General features: G+C 63.7%; 16 protein-coding genes and 1 pseudogene. 11 read left to right on the top strand and 6 right to left on the bottom strand.

The genetic code is table 11. The features are described from left to right. Positions 1-12 precede the first annotated feature (12 nt). Both HU748_RS18095 and HU748_RS18090 read left to right on the top strand, forming a co-directional pair. The gene (locus HU748_RS18095; protein WP_186665831.1) at positions 13-846 is read left to right on the top strand and encodes a DMT family transporter; all 834 of its coding nucleotides are present in this window, start codon (positions 13-15) and stop codon (positions 844-846) included. Between the two features lie 24 nt (positions 847-870). Beyond that, the gene (locus HU748_RS18090) at positions 871-1,257 is read left to right on the top strand and encodes an MAPEG family protein (RefSeq protein WP_054894820.1); all 387 of its coding nucleotides are present in this window, start codon (positions 871-873) and stop codon (positions 1,255-1,257) included. 39 nt (positions 1,258-1,296) lie between these two features. Here HU748_RS18090 and HU748_RS18085 read toward each other — a convergent pair whose 3' ends face one another. Beyond that, positions 1,297-2,448 carry an MltA domain-containing protein gene (locus HU748_RS18085; RefSeq protein WP_186708283.1) on the bottom strand — a complete coding sequence of 384 codons (1,152 nt, stop codon included), beginning with the start codon at positions 2,446-2,448 and terminating at the stop codon, positions 1,297-1,299. 119 nt (positions 2,449-2,567) lie between these two features. Between HU748_RS18085 and HU748_RS18080 the strand changes: the two genes are divergently transcribed. Then, on the top strand, positions 2,568-3,014 hold the full coding sequence (locus HU748_RS18080) for a cytochrome c (protein WP_186708289.1): 447 nt from the start codon (positions 2,568-2,570) through the stop codon (positions 3,012-3,014). 46 nt (positions 3,015-3,060) lie between these two features. Here the strand turns inward: HU748_RS18080 and HU748_RS18075 are convergent, their stop codons facing one another. The 4 genes and pseudogenes from HU748_RS18075 to HU748_RS18060 form a co-directional block, all read right to left on the bottom strand. Then, on the bottom strand, positions 3,061-3,456 hold the full coding sequence (locus HU748_RS18075; RefSeq protein WP_186708281.1) for a DUF1090 domain-containing protein: 396 nt from the start codon (positions 3,454-3,456) through the stop codon (positions 3,061-3,063). A gap of 56 nt (positions 3,457-3,512) precedes the next feature. Continuing rightward, a pseudogene (gene ligB, locus HU748_RS18070) lies at positions 3,513-5,186 on the bottom strand (NAD-dependent DNA ligase LigB). Positions 5,187-5,331: 145 nt separating this feature from the next. Then, on the bottom strand, positions 5,332-6,522 hold the full coding sequence (gene metK, locus HU748_RS18065; protein WP_186665837.1) for a methionine adenosyltransferase: 1,191 nt from the start codon (positions 6,520-6,522) through the stop codon (positions 5,332-5,334). A gap of 12 nt (positions 6,523-6,534) precedes the next feature. Further along, entirely contained in the window at positions 6,535-7,533 is a 999-nt protein-coding gene (locus tag HU748_RS18060; protein WP_186721316.1) for a metalloregulator ArsR/SmtB family transcription factor, read from the bottom strand. Positions 7,534-7,812: 279 nt separating this feature from the next. Here HU748_RS18060 and tkt point away from each other — a divergent pair, with 279 nt between their 5' ends. From tkt to HU748_RS26735, 8 genes are all read left to right on the top strand, one after another. Beyond that, positions 7,813-9,810: a transketolase gene (gene tkt, locus HU748_RS18055; RefSeq protein ID WP_186665839.1), complete on the top strand. Its 1,998-nt coding sequence runs from the start codon at positions 7,813-7,815 to the stop codon at positions 9,808-9,810. Between the two features lie 134 nt (positions 9,811-9,944). Next, positions 9,945-11,003: an erythrose-4-phosphate dehydrogenase gene (epd, locus tag HU748_RS18050; RefSeq protein ID WP_186708275.1), complete on the top strand. Its 1,059-nt coding sequence runs from the start codon at positions 9,945-9,947 to the stop codon at positions 11,001-11,003. A 12-nt stretch (positions 11,004-11,015) separates the two neighbouring features. Then, positions 11,016-12,179 (top strand): phosphoglycerate kinase, encoded by a 1,164-nt coding sequence (locus tag HU748_RS18045; RefSeq protein WP_063546513.1) that lies wholly within the window; start codon positions 11,016-11,018, stop codon positions 12,177-12,179. 32 nt (positions 12,180-12,211) lie between these two features. Next, positions 12,212-12,430, top strand: a complete 219-nt coding sequence (locus HU748_RS18040) for a hypothetical protein (RefSeq protein WP_186665841.1) — start codon at positions 12,212-12,214, stop codon at positions 12,428-12,430. Between the two features lie 81 nt (positions 12,431-12,511). Beyond that, the gene (locus tag HU748_RS18035; RefSeq protein ID WP_186665843.1) at positions 12,512-12,841 is read left to right on the top strand and encodes an MliC family protein; all 330 of its coding nucleotides are present in this window, start codon (positions 12,512-12,514) and stop codon (positions 12,839-12,841) included. 100 nt (positions 12,842-12,941) lie between these two features. Next, positions 12,942-14,006 (top strand): class II fructose-bisphosphate aldolase, encoded by a 1,065-nt coding sequence (gene fba, locus HU748_RS18030; RefSeq protein WP_009399343.1) that lies wholly within the window; start codon positions 12,942-12,944, stop codon positions 14,004-14,006. Positions 14,007-14,210: 204 nt separating this feature from the next. Further along, complete coding sequence (locus HU748_RS18025; protein WP_186721314.1) at positions 14,211-16,352, top strand: EAL domain-containing protein; 2,142 nt, start codon at positions 14,211-14,213, stop codon at positions 16,350-16,352. A 77-nt stretch (positions 16,353-16,429) separates the two neighbouring features. After that, positions 16,430-19,201: an RHS repeat-associated core domain-containing protein gene (locus HU748_RS26735; RefSeq protein WP_186721312.1), complete on the top strand. Its 2,772-nt coding sequence runs from the start codon at positions 16,430-16,432 to the stop codon at positions 19,199-19,201. Positions 19,202-19,255: 54 nt separating this feature from the next. Here the strand turns inward: HU748_RS26735 and HU748_RS18015 are convergent, their stop codons facing one another. Beyond that, positions 19,256-20,188, bottom strand: coding sequence for a carbohydrate kinase (locus HU748_RS18015; protein WP_186721310.1), 933 nt, complete (start codon positions 20,186-20,188; stop codon positions 19,256-19,258). Positions 20,189-20,225: the final 37 nt, after the last annotated feature.

The raw sequence follows: 20,225 nt of genomic DNA, 5'->3' as shown, positions 1-20,225 counted from the left end.
GGAACTCCACGCGTGCTGGCAACTTCCCTCGTCCTGATCGCCGCCCTGCTGCATGCCACCTGGAACACCCTCATCAAGTTCAGCGCCGAGCGCCTGCTGGTAATCGCCAGCATGGACGCGGTGGCTCTGGTCTTCGCGGTGCTGGCGGTGGCGTTCGTCGAGCCCCCTCCGGCGGCGATCTGGCCATGGCTGCTGGCCTCGGCGCTGGCCGAGCAGGCCTATCGTGTCCTGCTGATCAAGGCCTACCGGGTCGGTGACCTGGGCTTGGTCTATCCTCTGATGCGGGGATTGTCGCCGCTGGTGGTGCTGGGGCTGACCCTGGCCTTTGCCGGTGAATCGCTGAGCAACCAGCAGATCATTGGCATTCTGCTGATCCCCTGCGGCATGGCGTGTCTGCTCTGGCAGGGCGGTGGCGGTGATCGGCTGCCCTGGTCGATGCTGCCGGTGGTGGCGCTGATCGGCCTGTGCATCGGCTGTTACACCTGGTTCGACGGCCAGGCGGTGCGCCTGTGGGGTAAACCCTGGGACTACCTGGTCTGGCTTACGCTGCTGAGTGCCTGGCCGTTCCCGGTGCTGGCAGGCGTGGCCCGACGTGAACCCTTCGTGCAGTTCTGGCGCAGCCAGTGGCGGCTTGGGTTGGCGGTGGGGCTGTGTGTATTGCTGAGTTACGCCCTGGTGCTGTGGGCCATGCACCTGGGGTCGGTGGCTGAGGCGGCGGCGCTGCGGGAGGTCAGTGTGATCCTGGTGGTGCTGTTGGGCATGCGCTACCTCAAAGAACCTTTTGGCGGTCCGAGACTCTTAGCTTGCGGGCTGGTCCTGGCAGGCATGCTGGTGATGAAGCTCTGACCTTTCTGAACGAGGAGCCAGTCCATGACCGTTGCCCTGTGGTGCATCCTGATCGCCCTGGTCCTGCCGCCGTTGTGCGCATTGATCGCCAAAGTCGCCAGTGGCCGTTTTGGCTTGAGCGACAACCATGATCCGCGAGCCTTTCTCGACACGCTCTCAGGCTTGCCTCGGCGCGCTAATGCGGCGCAGCAGAACGGCTACGAGGCGTTTCCTGCCTTCGCCGCAGCGGTGCTGGTGGCCGATATCGTCGGTAACGCCGAGCAAGTGACCCAGGATGTACTGGCGGTGCTGTATATCACCAGCCGGCTGCTGTACATCATCTGTTACCTGGCGGACTGGGCGGCGTTGCGCTCGCTGGTGTGGTTTGCCGGGTTGGCGTTGATCGTGTCGTTGTTCGTCGTATCGGCGTGAAGCCATCGCGGGGCAAGCCCGCGATAGCTTCACCACCGATCACGGCACCTTCGGCACTTCAGGCAGGGCAGCCCCCTTGGGCCACAGCATCCAGATCTGTCCTTGCTGCTTCATGTTGCCTGCCAGCTCGCCGGCCTCGGGGCCGGTGCCCCAGAACAAGTCGGCGCGCACTTCGCCGGTGATCGCGCCGCCGGTGTCCTGCGCACCCACAGGGCGCACCACCGGCGAGCCATCCGGCCGGGTGGTGGACAGCCACAGCAGGCTGCCCAGCGGAATCACCTTGCGGTCGATAGCCACGCTGTAGCCTGCGGTCAATGGCACGTTGAGCGAGCCGCGCGGGCCTTCGTTGCTGTCGGGGCCTGCGGCGAAGAACACATAGCTCGGGTTGCTCGCCAGCAGCTCCGGCACCCGCTGGGGGTTGGCCTGGGCCCAGGCGTGGATGCTGCCCATGGTCACGTCTTCTTTTTTCAATTGGCCCTGGTCCACCAGCCAGCGGCCAATCGGTCGGTAAGGGTGGCCGTTTTGGTCGGCATAGCCCAGGCGCAGTTGGCGACCGCTTTCCAGTTGCACGCGACCGGAACCCTGGATCTGCAGGAACTGCAGGTCCATCGGGTCGGTCAGCCAGGCCAGCACCGGCGCCTTCACACCCTGGCGGTTGATCACTTCGGCGGTGTCGTAGGGCTTGAGCACGCGACCTTCGAGACGACCGCGCAGGCGTTTGCCCTTGAGTTCGGGGTATACGCTGGCCAGGTCGACCACGATCATGTCGTCGGGCGGACCATAGACCGGGACACTGGCCTTTGCCGTACGTGTCAGGCTGCCGGGATAGACCGGTTCGTAGTAGCCGGTGATCAGGCCATTGGCGTTGTTTTCTGCAGAGCGCAGACCATAGACCTGCAGATTCTGTTGCAGGAAGGCGCGCACCTGGGCGGCGTCTGCCGGTACTCCGGCAGCGGCATTGCAGGTAGCGGCCCACACCGGATCACGCTTGAGTTTCTCGCAGCCGTTGCGCCAGGCCTGGAAGCCTGCGACCAGGTCGGTGTCAGTGACACTCGGCAAATCTTGCCAGGTGGCATCGGCATAGGTGGCGATGGCGTGGGGCTCAGGTTTTGTACCCTCACCGCCGTTGCAGCCGGCCAGCAGGGCCAGGGCCGGGAGTGCCCAGGCGAGAGGGCGCAAAGCAGATTTCATAAGCAGGGTCCTGTTGCGGGCAGAGATGAAAAATCGCCCTTGTCTTTTGTGTGGCTATTGGTCTTTACCCGGCGGGCAGCGATACTGGCGACCCGTTCATGCAGGCCGAAGAGACCGTGATGTTCAAGCGATTGACCGTAGTGCTGCTCGCCACCCTGGCCCTGACCGCTTGCGAGCGTGTCGATCCGAACTCGCCATTGGGCCAGCGCAAGGCGATCTTCAAGGACATGCTCAAGACCAGCGAAGACCTGGGCGGCATGTTGCGCGGCCGCTTGCCGTTCGACGGGATGAGGTTCGCCGAGGGGGCGGTGAAGCTCGATACCCTGGCCCACGAACCCTGGCAGCACTTCCCGCAGGCGCGTGACGGGGGGGACAGCAGCGCCCGGCCTGAGGTCTGGGAGCGCCAGGCGCGGTTTCATGACCTGGCCCGCCAGCTCGAGGGTGTTACCAGCGAGCTGGTCGGTGTGACCCGCAGCCAGCCACTGGATGCGGCTGGGCTGAAGGCGCCGATGGACCGCGTCGAGGCGGCGTGCAAGGCCTGTCATACCGAGTTTCGCAATCATTGATGATCTGCAGTGCCCTGTGTGGGAGCGGCCGCGCTTGCCGCTGGCCTCAGCGTTCGAGCTCGTCGACCGCTTCCTGCAGTTCTTTCTTCGCCTCGGCGAGCTTCTCCTTGCGCTTGTTGATCTTTTCCGCGTCACCTTTTTTCATGGCCTTGTCCAGGTCCTTGGTGCGCTGGTTCACCTCGTGGCGGGCATCGAGCACCTTCTGCTCGCGTTCCTTGCGCAGGCCCGCATCGGTGCAGTGTTCGGTGACTTCGCTCAGTGCCTTTTCCAGGCCCGCCTGCTGATCGGCGTTGCCGTGGGCGCGGGCTTGCTCGATCTGGGTGCTGATGGCCTGGCGCTTGGCGGCGCAGCCGGTCAGCTCCGGCTGCACCTCTGCGGCCAGGGCGCTGTTGGCGACCAGGCCCAGTGCGGAAGACAGAATGAAGGTCGAGAGCAGTTTCATGAAGGGCTCCAGTCGGGAGGCGGCAGAAACGGAAATGCTGCCCTGATCTGCGAAAATTAGAAACCCTCTATTGCATGCCGACGCAGTTCTCCGGCCACGGCCAGCACTTCCTCATGGGCGAAAAAGGCCCGCAACTGCCCGGCCCTGCCACGGCCAACCCCCGGTTCGGCAAGCCATTGCTCAATGTTTCGGCTGGCCAGTGTCTGCCAGTCCGGGCCCAGGCGCAGGTTACTTGGGGCCGGAACACCCAGGGCGCGCAGCCAGCGTTCGAACGGCTGTGTGCGGGCCGTCATGAAGGCCTGATGCAGTTTTTCGGCGCGTACGCTGCCAATCCCCGGGACCTGCAGCAGGTCATCCTGGCCAAGCTCCAGCCAGCGGGTCAGGGTGTCGCCCAGGCCTTGCTCGGTGAGTAACTGCCAGGTGCCGGGGCCCAGGCCTGGCATGTTCAACCCTTGCTTGCCCGAGAGCCGCGTGAGGCGAGCAAGGTACTGTTGGCTGCAGTCGTCGCGAGGTGTCCAGCAACTGAGCGGGTGGTAGCGGCCTGGGTCGGGTACTGCGACGGGGACGCGTTGCAGACTGCGCAGCACCACACTTTCGAACCGCGGGATGGTGAGCCCGGCCAGGCTCACCGCCACCTGGTCTCCGGGGCGGATATCCAGTTGCTGCCAGCGCTGCAGCGAGCCGAGGCTGACCTGGCGAACGAGGCGGTCGTCCAGCTTTACAGGCTGAACCTCCAGCAGCGGGGTGATGCGGCCGCTGCGGCCGATGCGGAAGCTGACCTGGCGCACTTCGGTCAGCACCTGGCGGTAGGGGTATTTCCAGGCAGCGATCCAGTAAGGCGCCTGGGCCCGCCAGCGCGTGGCGGACGGACGGCTGTCCTGGCGCAGAATCACGCCATCGGTGGCGAACGGCAGGGGTGAGCGGTACCAGTGTTGGCGCCAGTGGGCCGCTTGTTCGAGGTTGTCGATCGGCACGCTCAGGCGGCGGCTGTCAGCAAAGCCCAGCGCTTCCAGCTGGGCCAGGCGCTGCGCCTGGTTTTCGGGACCCTCGGGCCAGTCCCAGACGAACAGCCCGATCCCTGCGGCCTGGTCCGCAGGCAGTTGCTTGCGTGCCAGCAGGCCGGCGACGATGCCACGAGCGTTGACCGAACCTGCCTGTGCCTGCACATGGTCTTCGAGCTGCCAGTACAGCTCACCTTGGAGGACAAGGTCGTGCGGCCCGGATAGTTGCCGTATGTCGGCACGCAGGTGCGGGATATGCCGGCTCCAGTCGTGGCCGTGCACACCATCGCCGCGGCTGAGCAGCGTGCTCAGGCGTCCCTGTCGGTAGATCAGCGACACCGCGACGCCGTCGACCTTGGGCTGTATCCAGACAGCCTGCCGGCCCTGCAACCATTGGCCTACAGCGGCTTCGTCGGCCAGCTTGGCAACGCCGGTATGTGCCACCGGGTGGGCATGTGGACCTGCGGCCGTGGCCAGTGGCGAGTCGCGATGAGGTTGTCCGAAACAGCCTTGCAGGTGCTCCAGCCGATGCCGGCTCTGGTCGTAGAGTTCATCGGCCACTGTGGCAATGCCCTGGCGATGGTAGCGGTCGTCCCATTCGGCGAGGGTCTGGCGCAATTGTGCTATTTCCTCGGTGGCGCGCCGTGGCGGCTAATCGGGGCAGGGGGTGGCCAACGCTGCTGAGCTGAAGGCGATGAGTAGCAGTAGGGTGAGCAAGCGAATCGACATGGCCAGCATCCTTGCATGGCAGGAGGAAGGGCTCAGCCTAGGCGCCGATGTTCAGGTGTGCCGGGACAGGACTGTCAGGTGATGTGTCACAAAAAAGCCCCTGCCGATTGCTCGGCAGGGGCTTTCCGTTACTGCTGTAGGAGGCTTACAGGCCGGCGGCGTCGCGGAGGGCGGCGGCGCGGTCGGTGCGCTCCCAGGTGAAGGTGGTGAAGGTGTCGTCACCCACCGTCTTCTGCTGCGGCTCACGGCCGAAGTGACCGTAGGCGGCCGTCTCCTGGTACATCGGGTGCAGCAGGTCGAGCATGGTGGTGATCGCGTAGGGGCGCAGGTCGAAGCACTCGCGCACCAGCTGGATGATCTTGTCGTCGGACACCTTGCCGGTCCCGAAGGTGTTGATCGAGATGGAGGTCGGTTGGGCTACGCCGATGGCGTAGGAAACCTGGATCTCGCAACGCTCGGCCAGGCCTGCGGCAACGATGTTCTTGGCCACGTAGCGACCGGCGTAGGCTGCGGAACGGTCGACCTTGGAAGGGTCCTTGCCGGAGAACGCGCCACCACCGTGACGGGCCATGCCGCCGTAGGAGTCGACGATGATCTTGCGACCGGTCAGGCCGCAGTCGCCCACCGGGCCGCCGATGATGAAGTTGCCGGTCGGGTTGATGTGGTACTGGGTGTCCTTGTGCAGCAGTTCGGCCGGCAGGGTGTGCTTGACGATCAGTTCCATCACCGCTTCCTGCAGGTCTTTCTGCGACACTTCAGGGTTGTGCTGGGTCGACAGGACCACCGCGTCGATGCCGACCACCTTGCCGTTCTCGTAGCGGCAGGTGACCTGGGACTTGGCGTCCGGGCGCAGCCATGGCAGCAGCTTGGACTTGCGCGCTTCGGCCTGGCGCTCGACCAGGCGGTGCGAGAAGCAGATTGGCGCAGGCATCAGCACTTCGGTTTCGTTGCTGGCGTAGCCGAACATCAGGCCCTGGTCGCCTGCGCCCTGGTCTTCCGGCTTGGAGCGATCGACGCCCTGGGCGATGTCCACCGACTGCTTGCCGATGATGTTCATCACGGCGCAGGTGGCGCCGTCGAAGCCGACGTCGGAGCTGTTGTAGCCGATGTCGATGATGACCTTGCGCACCAGGTCTTCCAGATCGACCCAGGCCGAGGTGGTGACTTCGCCGGCGATGATGGCGACACCGGTCTTGACCAAGGTTTCACAGGCTACGCGGGCGTATTTGTCCTGGGCGATGATTGCGTCCAGGACCGCGTCGGAAATCTGGTCGGCGATCTTGTCCGGATGCCCTTCGGACACGGACTCGGAAGTGAAAAGGGAGTATTCGCTCATCTCGAGGGGTTCCTAAAATTTACCGATGTGTGTGTCGCCAGCGGCCCGCTGGAAATGACGGACCTGAATCTGGAAACCGTTACGCAAGCCAACATAGAGGCTGTCCCCGGGAGTCAGCCCCGCAGCATTGGCCCAGCGGGCCAGGTCGTCCTGCTCGAAGCCCAGCCAGAGGTCGCCGCAGGCGTCCCGCGCCCACCCCTGGTTATGGCTGCACAGCTCGGTGACCAGCAGGCTGCCGCCCGCTTTCACCCGTTTGGCCAGCAGGCGCAAGGCCAGGGCCGGGTCGCTGAAATGGTGCAGGACCATGTTCAGCACAACGCAGTCGGCTTCCACATCCGTTGCACCCAGTGCATCGGCCAACTGCAGGATTACATTATCCAGGCCTTCACGTTCGCAGACCTGGCGAGCCAGTTCGAGCATGGTCGGGCTGTTGTCCATCGCCGTGACCTGAGCGAAGCGCTGCGCCAGATCAGGCAGGAAGCCGCCATCGCCGGGGCCAACCTCCAGGGCGCTGGCGTCGCTGCCAAAGCTCAACTTGTCGAGCAGGGCCAGCAGGCTTTCGCGGTATTGCGGTACACCGGCGATCAGGTCCTGCTGGGCACGGAATTTTTCTTCGACGCGCTGGAAAAAGTCCTGGCTGGTGGCCGCGCGGCGTTGTTGCACCTGGGCAATACGCGCCTGCACGTCGTCCGGCAGGGCCAGTTCGTCGATTTCCTCGAGCAGGGCCGCATGCAGGCGTCCGCCTTGGCGCAGGCTGTCGGGCAGGGCGCGGCGATAGAAGATCGCGTTGCCTTCGCGGCGCGTGGCCACCAGTTCCGCCTGGGCCAGCACCTTGAGGTGGTGGCTCATGCCGGACTGGCCGATGTCGAAGATCTGCGCCAGCTCCAGCACGCCGAACGAATCGCTGGCCAGGGCGCGCAGGACATTCAGGCGCAGCGCATCGCCACTGGCCTTGCACAGGGCGGCCAGTGTATCGCTTTGTTGGGGGATCGCTTGCGCACGCAGGTTCATGGTGCGGCAGTCTAGACACGCGTCGTTGTCCTGGCAAGCCAATATCAAAAAGTTTTGATATTGGCTGATGGGTGGCCGATGCGAGGATTTGTAATCCGTGGGCGCGGGTTCATCCGCGAAAACTACGACGCCGATCTCGAGTTTTTTACCCGAAGTGCCCTCCAATCACAGGAAAAATCCCCGACTGCGACCATCCGTCATTGCCCCGAAGGCCCCCAGTGGGCGAAAATGGCCGCCTTTTTTCGTTTCACTACTTATTCAAGCCTCAGGAGATAAGCGATGCCCAGCCGTCGTGATCGTGCCAACGCCATTCGTGCCCTCAGCATGGATGCCGTGCAAAAGGCCAACAGCGGCCACCCAGGTGCCCCCATGGGCATGGCGGATATCGCCGAAGTGCTTTGGCGCGACTACCTCAAGCACAACCCGAGCAACCCGAATTTCGCCGACCGCGACCGCTTCGTGCTGTCCAACGGCCATGGTTCGATGCTCATCTATTCGCTGCTGCACCTGACCGGCTACGACCTGTCCATCGATGACCTGAAGGCGTTCCGCCAACTGCACAGCCGCACCCCGGGCCACCCGGAATACGGCTACACCCCGGGCGTCGAGACCACCACCGGCCCGCTCGGCCAGGGTATCGCCAACGCTGTCGGTTTCGCCCTCGCAGAGAAAGTGCTGGCGGCCCAGTTCAACCGTGAAGGCCACGACATCGTCGATCACAACACCTACGTGTTCCTGGGCGATGGCTGCATGATGGAAGGTATTTCCCACGAAGTCGCCTCGCTGGCCGGCACCCTGGGCCTGAACAAGCTGATCGCCTTCTACGACGACAACGGCATCTCCATCGACGGCGAAGTGCACGGCTGGTTCACCGACAACACCCCGGCGCGTTTCGAAGCCTACAACTGGCAGGTGATCCGCAACGTCAACGGCCACGACGCCGAAGAAATCAAGATGGCGATCGAGACCGCGCGCAAGAGCGACCGTCCGACCCTCATCTGCTGCAAGACCATCATCGGTTTCGGCTCGCCGAACAAGCAGGGCAAGGAAGACTGCCACGGCGCGCCGCTGGGCAACGACGAAATCGCCCTGGCCCGCAAGGAGCTGAACTGGAACCACGGCCCGTTCGAAATCCCGGCCGACATCTACGCCGAGTGGGACGCCAAGGAAGCCGGTGCCAAGGCCGAAGCCGAGTGGAACCAGCGCTTCGACGCCTACGCCAAGGCCTTCCCTGAACTCGCCGCCGAGTTCAAGCGCCGCGCTGCTGGCGACCTGCCGGCCGATTTCGCCGAGAAGGCCCAGGCCTACATCAATGAAGTCGCCGCCAAGGGCGAAACCATCGCCAGCCGCAAGGCCAGCCAGAACACCCTCAACGCCTTCGGCCCGCTGCTGCCCGAGTTCCTCGGTGGTTCGGCGGACCTGGCCGGTTCCAACCTGACCCTGTGGAAAGGTTGCAAGGGCGTCGAGGCCAATGACGCCAGCGGCAACTACGTGTTCTACGGCGTGCGCGAGTTCGGCATGACCGCCATCATGAACGGCGTGGCCCTGCACGGCGGTCTGGTGCCTTACGGCGCCACCTTCCTGATGTTCATGGAATATGCCCGCAATGCGGTGCGCATGTCGGCGCTGATGAAGCAGCGTGTCATCCACGTCTATACCCACGACTCTATCGGTCTGGGCGAAGACGGACCGACCCACCAGCCGATCGAGCAACTGACCAGCCTGCGCAGCACGCCGAACCTGGACACCTGGCGTCCGGGTGACGCGGTCGAGTCGGCCGTGGCCTGGAAAGCCGCCCTGGAGCGCAAGGACGGCCCTTCGGCGCTGATCTTCTCGCGCCAGAACCTGCAGCACCAGGAACGCAGCGCCCAGCAGATCGCCGACATCGCCCGTGGCGGCTACGTGCTCAAGGACTGCGCCGGCGAGCCTGAGCTGATCCTGATCGCCACCGGCTCCGAAGTGGGCCTGGCCGTTCAGGCGTTCGACAAGCTCAGCGAGCAGGGCCGCAAGGTCCGCGTCGTGTCGATGCCAAGCACCAGCGTGTTCGACGCCCAGGACGCTGCCTACAAGCAGTCGGTACTGCCGTTGGAAGTCGGTGCGCGTATCGCCATCGAAGCTGCCCATGCCGACTTCTGGTACAAGTACGTCGGCCTCGAAGGCCGCGTCATCGGCATGACCACCTACGGCGAATCGGCCCCGGCCGCCGCGCTGTTCGAGGAGTTCGGCTTCACCCTGGAGAACATCCTGGGTACCGCTGAAGAGCTGCTGGAAGACTGATGCATCAAGCCTGGGGGCAGTGATGCCTCCATCGATCGCGGGACAAGCCCGCTCCTACAGCGCATGTGTAGTGCTCTGTAGGAGCGGGCTTGTCCCGCGATGGCCGTTCAACGCACTAGCCACGTGAGTCCCGAATGCCCCAGCGTCCCTACAAAGTTGCACTCAACGGTTACGGCCGCATTGGCCGCTGTGTCCTGCGCGCACTGTTCGAGCGAGGGGCGAAGGCAGGTTTCGAGATCGTTGCGTTGAACGACCTGGCCGACCAGGCCAGCCTGGAGTACCTGACGCGCTTCGACTCCACCCACGGGCGTTTCCCCGGCGAGGTGAAGGTCGACGGCGACTGTCTGCATATCAATGGCGACTGCGTGAAAGTCATGCGCAGCGCCACCCCTGAAGGCATCGACTGGGCCGCCCTGGGCATCGACCTGGTGCTGGAGTGCTCCGGTGCCTACAACACCCGCGCCGATGGCCAGCGTTTTCTCGACGCCGGCGCGCCGCGCGTGCTGTTCTCGCAGCCGATGGCCAGCGAGGCGGACATCGATGCCACGGTGGTCTACGGTATCAACCAGGACCGCCTGACCGGTGACGAGCTGCTGGTCTCGAACGCGTCCTGCACCACCAACTGCGGCGTGCCGCTGTTGCGCGTGCTGGACCAGGCGTTCGGTATCGAGTACGTGCAGATCACCACCATCCACTCGGCGATGAACGACCAGCCGGTGATCGACGCCTACCACCACGAAGACCTGCGCCGTACCCGTTCGGCGTTCCAGTCGGTGATCCCGGTGTCCACTGGTCTGGCGCGCGGCATCGAGCGCCTGTTGCCGGAACTTGCCGGGCGAATCCAGGCCAAAGCGGTACGTGTGCCGACCGTCAACGTCTCGTGCCTGGACATCACCCTGCAGACCGCACGCGACACGACGGCTGCCGAGGTCAACCGGGTGCTGCGCGAGGCGGCGCTGGACGGCCCGCTCAAAGGCCTGCTGGCCTACACCGAACTGCCGCACGCCAGCTGTGATTTCAACCATGACCCGCACTCGGCCATCGTCGATGCCAGCCAGACCCGCGTCTCAGGCCCCCGCCTGGTGAACCTGCTGGCCTGGTTCGACAACGAATGGGGGTTCGCCAACCGTATGCTCGACGTTGCCGAACATTATCTGCACGTCGTCCACCAAACCCGCAGCAAACAGCCCTGAAGGACTGCATTCATGACCGTGTTGAAGATGACCGACCTCGACCTGCAAGGTAAGCGCGTACTGATCCGCGAAGACCTCAACGTGCCTGTGAAGGACGGTGTGGTAACGAGCGATGCGCGTATCCTGGCAGCGCTGCCGACCATCAAGCTGGCCCTGGAGAAGGGCGCCGCGCTGATGGTCTGCTCGCACCTGGGCCGTCCGACCGAGGGCGAGTTCTCCCAGGAAAACAGCCTCAAGCCGGTCGCCGACTACCTGAGCAAGGCCTTGGGCCGCGCAGTACCGTTGGTCGCCGACTATCTCGACGGCGTCGAGGTCAAGGCCGGTGAGGTGGTGCTGTTCGAAAACGTACGTTTCAACAAGGGCGAGAAGAAGAACGCCGACGAGCTGGCGCAGAAGTACGCCGCCCTGTGCGACGTGTTCGTCATGGACGCCTTCGGCACCGCCCACCGCGCCGAGGGTTCCACCCACGGTGTGGCCAAGTTCGCCAAGGTCGCTGCCGCTGGCCCGCTGCTGGCGGCCGAGCTGGACGCCCTGGGCAAGGCCCTGAAGGCGCCGGCCAAACCCATGGCGGCCATCGTTGCCGGCTCCAAGGTCTCGACCAAGCTCGACGTGCTCAACAGCCTGTCGACTGTCTGCGACCAGCTGATCGTCGGTGGTGGTATCGCCAACACTTTCCTCGCCGCTGCCGGGCACCCGGTCGGCAAGTCGCTGTACGAGCCAGACCTGGTCGAGACCGCCAAGGCCATCGCCGCCAAGGTCAGCGTACCGCTGCCGGTCGATGTGGTCGTTGCCAAGGAATTCGCCGAGAGCGCCGAAGCCACCGTCAAGGCCATTGCTGACGTGGCCGCCGACGACATGATCCTGGATATCGGCCCGCAGACCGCCGCCAACTTCGCCGAGCTGCTGAAGTCGTCGAAGACCATCCTGTGGAACGGCCCGGTCGGTGTATTCGAGTTCGACCAGTTCGGCAACGGCACTAAAGTGCTGGCCAAGGCCATCGCCGAAAGCGCCGCGTTCTCCATCGCCGGTGGCGGCGACACCCTGGCGGCCATCGACAAGTATGGCGTCGGCGCTGATATCTCCTACATTTCTACCGGTGGCGGTGCGTTCCTCGAGTTCGTCGAGGGCAAGGTCCTGCCTGCCGTGGCAATCCTGGAAGAACGGGCCAAGGCCTGATAGTGACGGCGCCTGGCAAAGGGAGCGACCTGATGGTCAAGCAATTGCCTGTGATGATCGTGGCCTTGTTTTTGGGGGCCTGCTCCAGCGGCGGCGCCCCCGACAGCGAACCGGCACGTGAGCCCAAGGGCGGCTGTTACCAGTCGCAGTGGCAGGCGGAGACGGTGCCGGTGATCAACAAGCGCCTGGGGCCGGACGGGCTGGAGAAGTACGACGAAGAACACCAGCGCAAGGCGCCCGGCTGCCCTTGATCGGACAGCGGGCAACCGATGGGCTGTTTTGTGGTCTTGAACAGAAGGTCCGTGGTGCGGCCTTCGAAGCGAGGATACTCAATGAAAGCGCTGCTGGCCGTACTGGCCCTGGCGACCCTGGCAGGCTGCTCCCTGCTGCAACCGTCGCGACCTGCCGCGACGGACAACTGGACCCGCTGGGTCTGCGACAGCCAGGCCGAAGTGCTGTGGCGCTTCGCCGATGCTTCGCAGCAGTCGGTCGATGTCCGCCTCGGCGGCGCTGACCAGGTCTACCGGCTCAAGGCCGAGCCCGGCGCCTCGGGCGCGCTGTACAGCGATGGCGTACTCGCCTTCCACACCAAGGGTAATGAAGGCCTGGTGTACTGGGAAGCGACCAACGATCTGATTGGGCGGGGCTGCAAGGCGCCGTGATTGGCCGGACCGCGACGGTGGTCCACAACTACTTGAACAGCAACCGCCCCTGCGGCAGGCTTGCACGAAACAACGACGCTTGTCGGGAGAGAGATACACAATGGCACTCATTAGCATGCGCCAGATGCTGGACCACGCCGCCGAGTTCGGCTACGGCGTTCCAGCTTTCAACGTCAACAACCTCGAGCAGATGCGCGCCATCATGGAAGCCGCCGACAAGACCGACTCTCCGGTCATCGTCCAGGCCTCCGCCGGTGCCCGCAAGTACGCCGGTGCTCCCTTCCTGCGTCACCTGATCCTGGCGGCGATCGAAGAATTCCCGCACATCCCGGTGTGCATGCACCAGGACCACGGCACCAGCCCTGACGTGTGCCAGCGCTCGATCCAGCTGGGCTTCAGCTCGGTCATGATGGACGGCTCGCTGCGTGAAGACGGCAAGACCCCGTCCGACTACGAATACAACGTGCGCGTCACCCAGCAGACCGTGGCATTCGCCCACGCCTGCGGTGTGTCGGTGGAAGGCGAGCTGGGCTGCCTGGGCAGCCTGGAAACCGGCCAGGCCGGTGAAGAAGACGGTGTCGGCGCCGAAGGCATCCTGGACCACAGCCAGATGCTGACCGACCCGGAAGAGGCTGCCGACTTCGTCAAGAAGACCCAGGTCGATGCCCTGGCCATCGCCATCGGCACCAGCCACGGCGCCTACAAGTTCACCAAGCCGCCGACCGGCGACATCCTGGCGATCGACCGCATCAAGGCGATCCACCAGCGTATCCCCAACACTCACCTGGTGATGCACGGTTCCTCGTCGGTTCCGCAGGACTGGCTGGCGATCATCAATGAGTTCGGCGGCGACATCAAAGAAACCTACGGCGTGCCGGTCGAAGAGATCGTCGAAGGCATCAAGCACGGCGTGCGCAAGGTCAACATCGACACCGACCTGCGTCTGGCCTCCACTGGCGCGATCCGTCGCTTCCTGGAGCAGAACAAGTCCGAGTTCGACCCGCGCAAGTACTTCGCCAAGACTGTCGAAGCCATGCGTGACATCTGCATCGCGCGTTACGAAGCTTTCGGTACCGCTGGCAACGCGTCGAAGATCAAGCCGGTTTCGCTGGATGAGATGTACCTGCGTTACGCCAAGGGCGAGCTGGCCGCAAAGGTCAACTGATCCGCTGATGGCACTGAAGAAACCCGCAGAAATGCGGGTTTTTTTTCGCCTGTGAAATGATCGCAAAGCGCAGTGACCATTAGTCGGCTATTTTCATTTTATCCATTGATAGCGAACTGATTGCATTGCGTCCTGCAAAGTCGCGTCTAGAGTAGAGAATCGGATCCAATTACAAGACGAAGTCGGTCGGACAAGAGAAGCGGCATGGATGGAGCTCAACCCGCGGCACCGGAAGGCAGCTCAGTGCTGCTGGTGGTCGATGACTACCCGGAAAACCTGATCAGCATGCGGGCTTTGCTAGCCCGGCAGGATTGGCAAGTACTCACCGCAGGCTCAGGGATGGAAGCACTGAGCACCTTGCTGGAACACGAAGTGGACCTGGTCCTGCTCGATGTACAGATGCCCGAGATGGATGGCTTTGAGGTCGCCCGCTTGATGCGCGGCAGCCAACGCACCCGCCTTACCCCAATCATCTTCCTTACCGCCAACGAGCAGTCCGAAGCTGCCGTGCTCAAGGGCTATGCCAGTGGCGCGGTGGACTACCTGTTCAAGCCCTTCGATCCGCAGATCCTCAAGCCCAAGGTGCAGGCCCTGCTCGAACAGCAGCGCAACCGCCGCATGCTGCAGCGGTTGAGTCGTGAGCTGGAGTCGGCCCGCGCATTCAATGCCTCGATTCTTGAGAACGCCGCCGAGGGTATCCTGGTGGTCGACGAGGCGGGTGATATCAGCTTTGCCAACCCTGCTATCTCGCGTCTGCTGCAGATGTCGGTGGACAAACTGCAGGGCGCCCATCTCCTGGACCTGATCCAACTGCCCAGCGCTGCGTTGTGGCGCGACTCGGACTTCTACCAGGCCTATCTGGGGCGGCAGATCTTCCGCGTGCACGATGCCCAGTTGCGTCCGCCCGCGGGGCCGCTGGTTCCGGTGGCGCTGTCGTGTGCACCGCTGCCCGCTGAACAGAAGGCCATGGTGGTGACCGTACTGGACATGTCGGTGGTGCGCAGCCTGCACCAGCAACTGGAACACCAGGCGGTGACCGACCCGCTGACTGGCTTGCTCAACCGCCGCGGTTTCTACCAGACGGCAGAAGGTGCGTTGCTTCGCAACGAACGGCCCGGCAAGGTCCAGGCCTTGATGTACATGGATCTGGATGGTTTCAAGCGAATCAACGATTCCTTGGGTCACGAAGCGGGCGACCGGGTCCTGCGCTGGGTCGCCGAGCAACTCAAGGACTGCCTGGGCAGCCAGGCGATGCTTGGGCGTATGGGCGGTGATGAGTTCACCGCGTTGTTCGACGGCTTGCCCTATGCGGAGCAGACCGGCCGGTACGCCGAGGCCTTGATCGAGCGCATGTCCAGTTGCCCGCAGGTTGACGGCCAGGATGTCAGTCTTGGGGTCAGTATCGGCATCGCCACCTACCCTGATTGCGGTGCCACGGTCGAAGGCCTGCTGCGTGCTGGCGATGCGGCGATGTATGCCGCCAAGCGCGCCGGGCGCCAGCAGTATCGCTTCTATGACCAGGAGCTCAACGGCCGCGCGCGTTCGCGGCTGATGCTCGAGGATAGTGTGCGCACTGCCATCGAGCAAAAGGACTTTACCTTGGTCTACCAGCCGCAGGTGGGATTTGCCGACGGACGTCTGCGTGGCTTCGAGGCGCTGCTGCGCTGGCGGCACCCCAGTGTTGGCGATGTGCCGCCGGGGCTGTTCATTCCGTTGCTGGAAGAAGCGCGCCTCATCCATCGGCTGGCGAGCTGGATCTACAGCAAGGGCGCGGCCCAGCGTCAAGAATGGCGCCAGGTATTCGCCGACGATGTGGTGCTGGGCATCAGCCTGAGCCGCGCGCAGTTCACCCAGCCGAACCTGGTCGATGAACTGCGGCGGGCGATCCAGGAGCACGGCCTGGAGCCTGCGCAACTGGAAGTGGAGGTGGCGGAAACCTCATTGATGTATGACATCGACGCGGCTGCCAAGCAGGTCAAGCGTTTGCGCGAGCTGGGCGTACGCGTGGCGCTGGACGACTTCGGCGCCGGAGATTGCTCGCTGCGCATGCTGCGCGACCTGCCGATCGACACCCTGAAGCTCGACCGCCACTTGGTGGCACGCCTGCCGGATTCGAAGGTCGATGCGGCGCTGGCGCGCAGCGTCATCGCGCTGTGCGCCGACTATGGCATCACGGTGATCGCCGAGGGCGTGGAAACCGACGTTCAGGCGCAGTGGCTGCGCGACAGCGGCTGCGCCTACGTGCAGGGCTTCCTGGTTGCACGGCCGATGACGGCGAGGGATGCGCGTGGTTTTCCGACGGTGTATCCGTGGGTGCCGACCCGATCAGCCACTCCCCAGACCTGATAAAACTGCCAGTTGCCCGTTCGGCTCATGATGAGCGACTGTCGTCTCTCCAGTCATGACCCGCAGGTGTACAGGTTGTGAGCAGCGCACTGTTCCAGCAGACGCCCTTGATCAAGGTCCTCGACAACCGCGGCCAAACGGTGCGCGAGATCGAGTATCAGCGTGCTTCGCTGCTGGATGCCGCCGATACGCGTATCACGCGGCAGGTGTTCAGCCCGGCAGGCCGACTGGCGCAGATCACCGACCCACGGTTGCATGGCGCAGGCCTTGCCAACTTCATTCATCGGCATGATCTGACAGCTCAGGTGATACGCACGCAAAGCGTCGATGCGGGCGTGAGCCTCGATCTGAAAGACGCAGTCAGGCGTGACCTGTTCTCGATTAGTCGTATTGGCAGGACGTTGGATGGACAGGGCGATTTCGCTGAAGCCGTGACCCGTACCTTGCGCTATGAGCCGGTCGATTTGCCTGGGCGTCTGCTGGCGGTGAGCGAGCAGGTTGCCGGTGATACCCCTCGTACCCGTGAGCGGGTGTTGTATGGCGGCAATGAGCCGCAGGAGAAAGCCCGTAATCTGGCGGGCACCCGGATCGTTCACTACGACCCGGCCGGGTGCGTTTCTACCCTCGCCAACGCCCTCGGCGGCGCAGCCCTCTGTGTGCAGCGCAAGCTGCTGAAGGGGGGCGACGACGATGCGGTGCAAGTTGACTGGCAAGGTGAGGCTGCTGAGGCCTGGGACGCACTGCTGGATGATCAGCGCTACACGACCCGTAGCCACGTAGACGCCACCGGCAAGGGGCTCACGGCGCTGGACTGCGCAGGCCATCAGCAGCGAAGCGCCTACGATGTGGCAGGCGCCCAGGCGGCCAGCTGGTTGACACTCGAAGGTACGCTCGAGCGTGAGATCGTCAGGTCGGTGAGCTATTCGGCGGGTGGACGCAAGCAGCACGAGGTACATGGCAACGGCATCATCACGGTGTACACCTACGAACCGATGACCCTGCGCCTGGCGACCGTGCGGACTGCTCGCCAAACCACCGAAAGCACGCGCTTGCAGGACCTGCACTATCGCTATGACCCTGTCGGTAACGTCGTCGTGCTGGCCAACGACGCCGAGCCGACGCGCTTCTGGCGCAACCAGAAGATCAGCGCGCAAAGCGAGTACCGCTACGACAGCCTGTATCAACTGGTCTTCGCCAGCGGCCGCGAGATGGCCAATGCCGGGCAGCAGGGCAATCATCTGCCAGGCGTGCTGGTGCCGCTGCCGGTGGATGATTCGGCCTATACCCTCTACACCCGGAGTTACACCTACGACAGCGCGGGCAATCTCACGCATGTCCGTCATAGTACGCCGGCCACGAACAACAACTACGTCACTGCAATCACCGTCAGCCAGCGCAGTAATCGCGGCGTGTCGAGCGTTTTGGCCAGCGACCCGAGCAAGGTCGAGGCGCTGTTCACCGCAGGGGGCGAGCAGCGTGTGCTGCTGCCGGGACAGCCGCTTGAGTGGACGGCACGCGGTGAGTTGCGCAGGGTTGCAGGCGGTACTCAGGAAAGCTATCGCTACGATGCTGGCAGGCAGCGTGTGCTCAAGGTGAGTCATCAGCAGCAAGGTGGATCACTGAAGGTGCAACGCACGCTGTATCTGCCGGGGCTTGAGCTGCGTATCACGACGGTCGACGGCGCCGTGCGGGAAAGTCTGCACACGGTGGTGCTGGGCGAGGCAGGGCGTGCCCAGGTGCGGGCGTTGCGCTGGGAGGCCGGTAAACCGGAGGGGATCGATAACGACCAGGTACGTTTTGGCTATGACAACCTGATCGGCAGTGTCGGACTGGAGCTCGATGGCGAGGGCAGTGTCATCAGCCTCGAAGAATATTACCCCTATGGGGGAACGGCGATTCTGGCGGGGCGTCATCGCATAGAGGTGGAGTACAAGACGGTGCGTTATTCGGGGCGGGAGCGAGATGCGACAGGGCTTTATTACTACGGGTATCGCTATCATCAACCCAGGGTTGGACGCTGGCTGACGCCCGACCCCGCAGGCATCGTCGACGGTATCAACACCTTCCGCATGACCCAGAACAATCCGGTCTCGCTTGAGGACTCTGCGGGGCTTGCTACCTTCAGCGACAATCTCCAGCCAGCACGGGGTGACCTAGTGTATGGGCTGGGCGAGTGGCGCGAGAGCTATTTTAATCATGTAGGAATCGATTACACCAAGTCAGCGCTGACGATCGATCACTACAATCAGGCAATCGCTAGAGTCATCAGGGAGAACGCGCTTGCACGCTCAGGTTTGACCGAAACAGCGCCTCATACCGAAGTGATCAAGTTCGTCAGGGCGAATGCATCCCTGTTTGCCCAGGTCAAGGAAACCTTTCCTGGCTACCCGTTATGGAACCGGTATGTATCAGCCGGTCTCTTCAACAATAAGTTCGATATCGACCAAATTTATTCCGAGGTCAAAGGGCGGCCCGGAAAAACCCAGTTCCATGAGTGGCTGGAGGGGGACCCAGGCCCGCAGTTGTTATGGAAGCGCGGGAGCAAGATTGGGCTGTCGATAACCGCGAGAAGGGCGGATCATCATGTTCATTTCATCCTCGATGGTATCGACGAGGCCGCAGTGATCAACAAATCAATGACCCACGGGCAGTCATACACCTCCAGCGAGCTTCGCTATGCATTTAGGCAGTGGGCACAGCTTGAAGCACGACTCCACTTCTACAAAAACGGTCATGAGGTGTCTGCGCCGTGGGTCAGCAATCCAACGGGTTGGAGCAGTTACACGTCCAAGGCTGAGCAACAGCGAAAAATGAAAACCCTCCAGGTAACACGGCGTGCGCAGCACTGACTCACTCACCACGTTTACCTGGTGGACTGATCTGGTCCCGCTCACCGTGTAACGCTAAAGCTCCCGGGCAAACGGCAAATCCGGCCCAACCCGCGAACAGGTGATGGCCGCCGCTCGAATGGCGAATTCGAGGATGCCGTCGATCGCTTCGCGCGTCAGCGCCGCCAGTGCCTGTGGACTGTCCGCGTGCAGCTTGGCCAGACAGCTCAGCACCGCCGCCTGGAAGGTATCGCCAGCACCGACTGTGTCTTGCACCGTCAGCGAGGCATCCGCCGGTCGTGTCCACGAGCCGTGCGCGCAATGCACGCTGGCGCCGTCTGCACCGTGGGTGACGAACACCAGTCGGCAGCGGTCGTTCAGCCAGCCACGGGCCACTTCGGCCGGCGCACGGTCCGGATAGAGCAGCGCGAGGTCTTCCTCGCTGGCCTTGATCAGGTGGGCGTGGGCCGCGAAGGCTTGCACCTGGCGTCGCCACAAGGCCACGTCGGGTTGCGGATTGAGGCGTACGTTGGGGTCGAGGCTGATCAGCCGATGTGCGCTCTCACGCTGCACCAACGCCAGCAAGGTGTCTGCCACGGGTGTGACCACCAAGGTGTAGGAGCCCACATGCAGCCCACGGATCTGGTCACCGAGCAGCGGCAGGTGTTCGAGGCGCACCTGTCGGTCGGCGCAGCCCTCGCCACGGAACTGGTACTGCGCCGAGCCGCTCGCATCCAGGCCGACCATGGCCAGCGTGGTCGGGGCGTCATTGGTGACCAGATAGCCACACTCGACCTTTTCCTCTTCCAGCACCCGACGCAGGCGTGCACCCAGGTAGTCGCTGGACAGCCCGCCGAACAGCGCCGACTCCACGCCCAGCCGGCGCAGGCCCACCGCGACGTTGAACGGCGAGCCGCCGGCAATCGCCTTGAAGCCCAACTCGCTGCTGCGTGGGCTGTCATCCAGGCTGAACACATCGAACAGGGCTTCGCCACAGACCAGGTACATGAAATTCTCCGAAACGAAGTAAGCGGGCAGGATACCT

This window comes from Pseudomonas sp. RW3S2, assembly GCF_014268955.1.
GTDB lineage: Bacteria > Pseudomonadota > Gammaproteobacteria > Pseudomonadales > Pseudomonadaceae > Aquipseudomonas > Aquipseudomonas wayambapalatensis.
This window is presented reverse-complemented; position numbering and strand designations above follow the sequence as displayed.

Excerpts from the sequence above, each read along its gene's own strand:
- epd (WP_186708275.1), top strand. The coding sequence starts at position 9,945 with ATGCCCCAGCGTCCCTACAAAGTTGCACTCAACGGTTACGGCCGCATT.
- HU748_RS18075 (WP_186708281.1), bottom strand. The coding sequence starts at position 3,456 with ATGAAACTGCTCTCGACCTTCATTCTGTCTTCCGCACTGGGCCTGGTC.
- HU748_RS18080 (WP_186708289.1), top strand. The coding sequence starts at position 2,568 with ATGTTCAAGCGATTGACCGTAGTGCTGCTCGCCACCCTGGCCCTGACC.
- HU748_RS18085 (WP_186708283.1), bottom strand. The coding sequence starts at position 2,448 with ATGAAATCTGCTTTGCGCCCTCTCGCCTGGGCACTCCCGGCCCTGGCC.
- tkt (WP_186665839.1), top strand. The coding sequence starts at position 7,813 with ATGCCCAGCCGTCGTGATCGTGCCAACGCCATTCGTGCCCTCAGCATG.
- HU748_RS18090 (WP_054894820.1), top strand. The coding sequence starts at position 871 with ATGACCGTTGCCCTGTGGTGCATCCTGATCGCCCTGGTCCTGCCGCCG.
- HU748_RS18015 (WP_186721310.1), bottom strand. The coding sequence starts at position 20,188 with ATGTACCTGGTCTGTGGCGAAGCCCTGTTCGATGTGTTCAGCCTGGAT.
- fba (WP_009399343.1), top strand. The coding sequence starts at position 12,942 with ATGGCACTCATTAGCATGCGCCAGATGCTGGACCACGCCGCCGAGTTC.
- HU748_RS18045 (WP_063546513.1), top strand. The coding sequence starts at position 11,016 with ATGACCGTGTTGAAGATGACCGACCTCGACCTGCAAGGTAAGCGCGTA.
- metK (WP_186665837.1), bottom strand. The coding sequence starts at position 6,522 with ATGAGCGAATACTCCCTTTTCACTTCCGAGTCCGTGTCCGAAGGGCAT.
- HU748_RS18040 (WP_186665841.1), top strand. The coding sequence starts at position 12,212 with ATGGTCAAGCAATTGCCTGTGATGATCGTGGCCTTGTTTTTGGGGGCC.
- HU748_RS18025 (WP_186721314.1), top strand. The coding sequence starts at position 14,211 with ATGGATGGAGCTCAACCCGCGGCACCGGAAGGCAGCTCAGTGCTGCTG.
- HU748_RS18060 (WP_186721316.1), bottom strand. The coding sequence starts at position 7,533 with ATGAACCTGCGTGCGCAAGCGATCCCCCAACAAAGCGATACACTGGCC.
- HU748_RS18035 (WP_186665843.1), top strand. The coding sequence starts at position 12,512 with ATGAAAGCGCTGCTGGCCGTACTGGCCCTGGCGACCCTGGCAGGCTGC.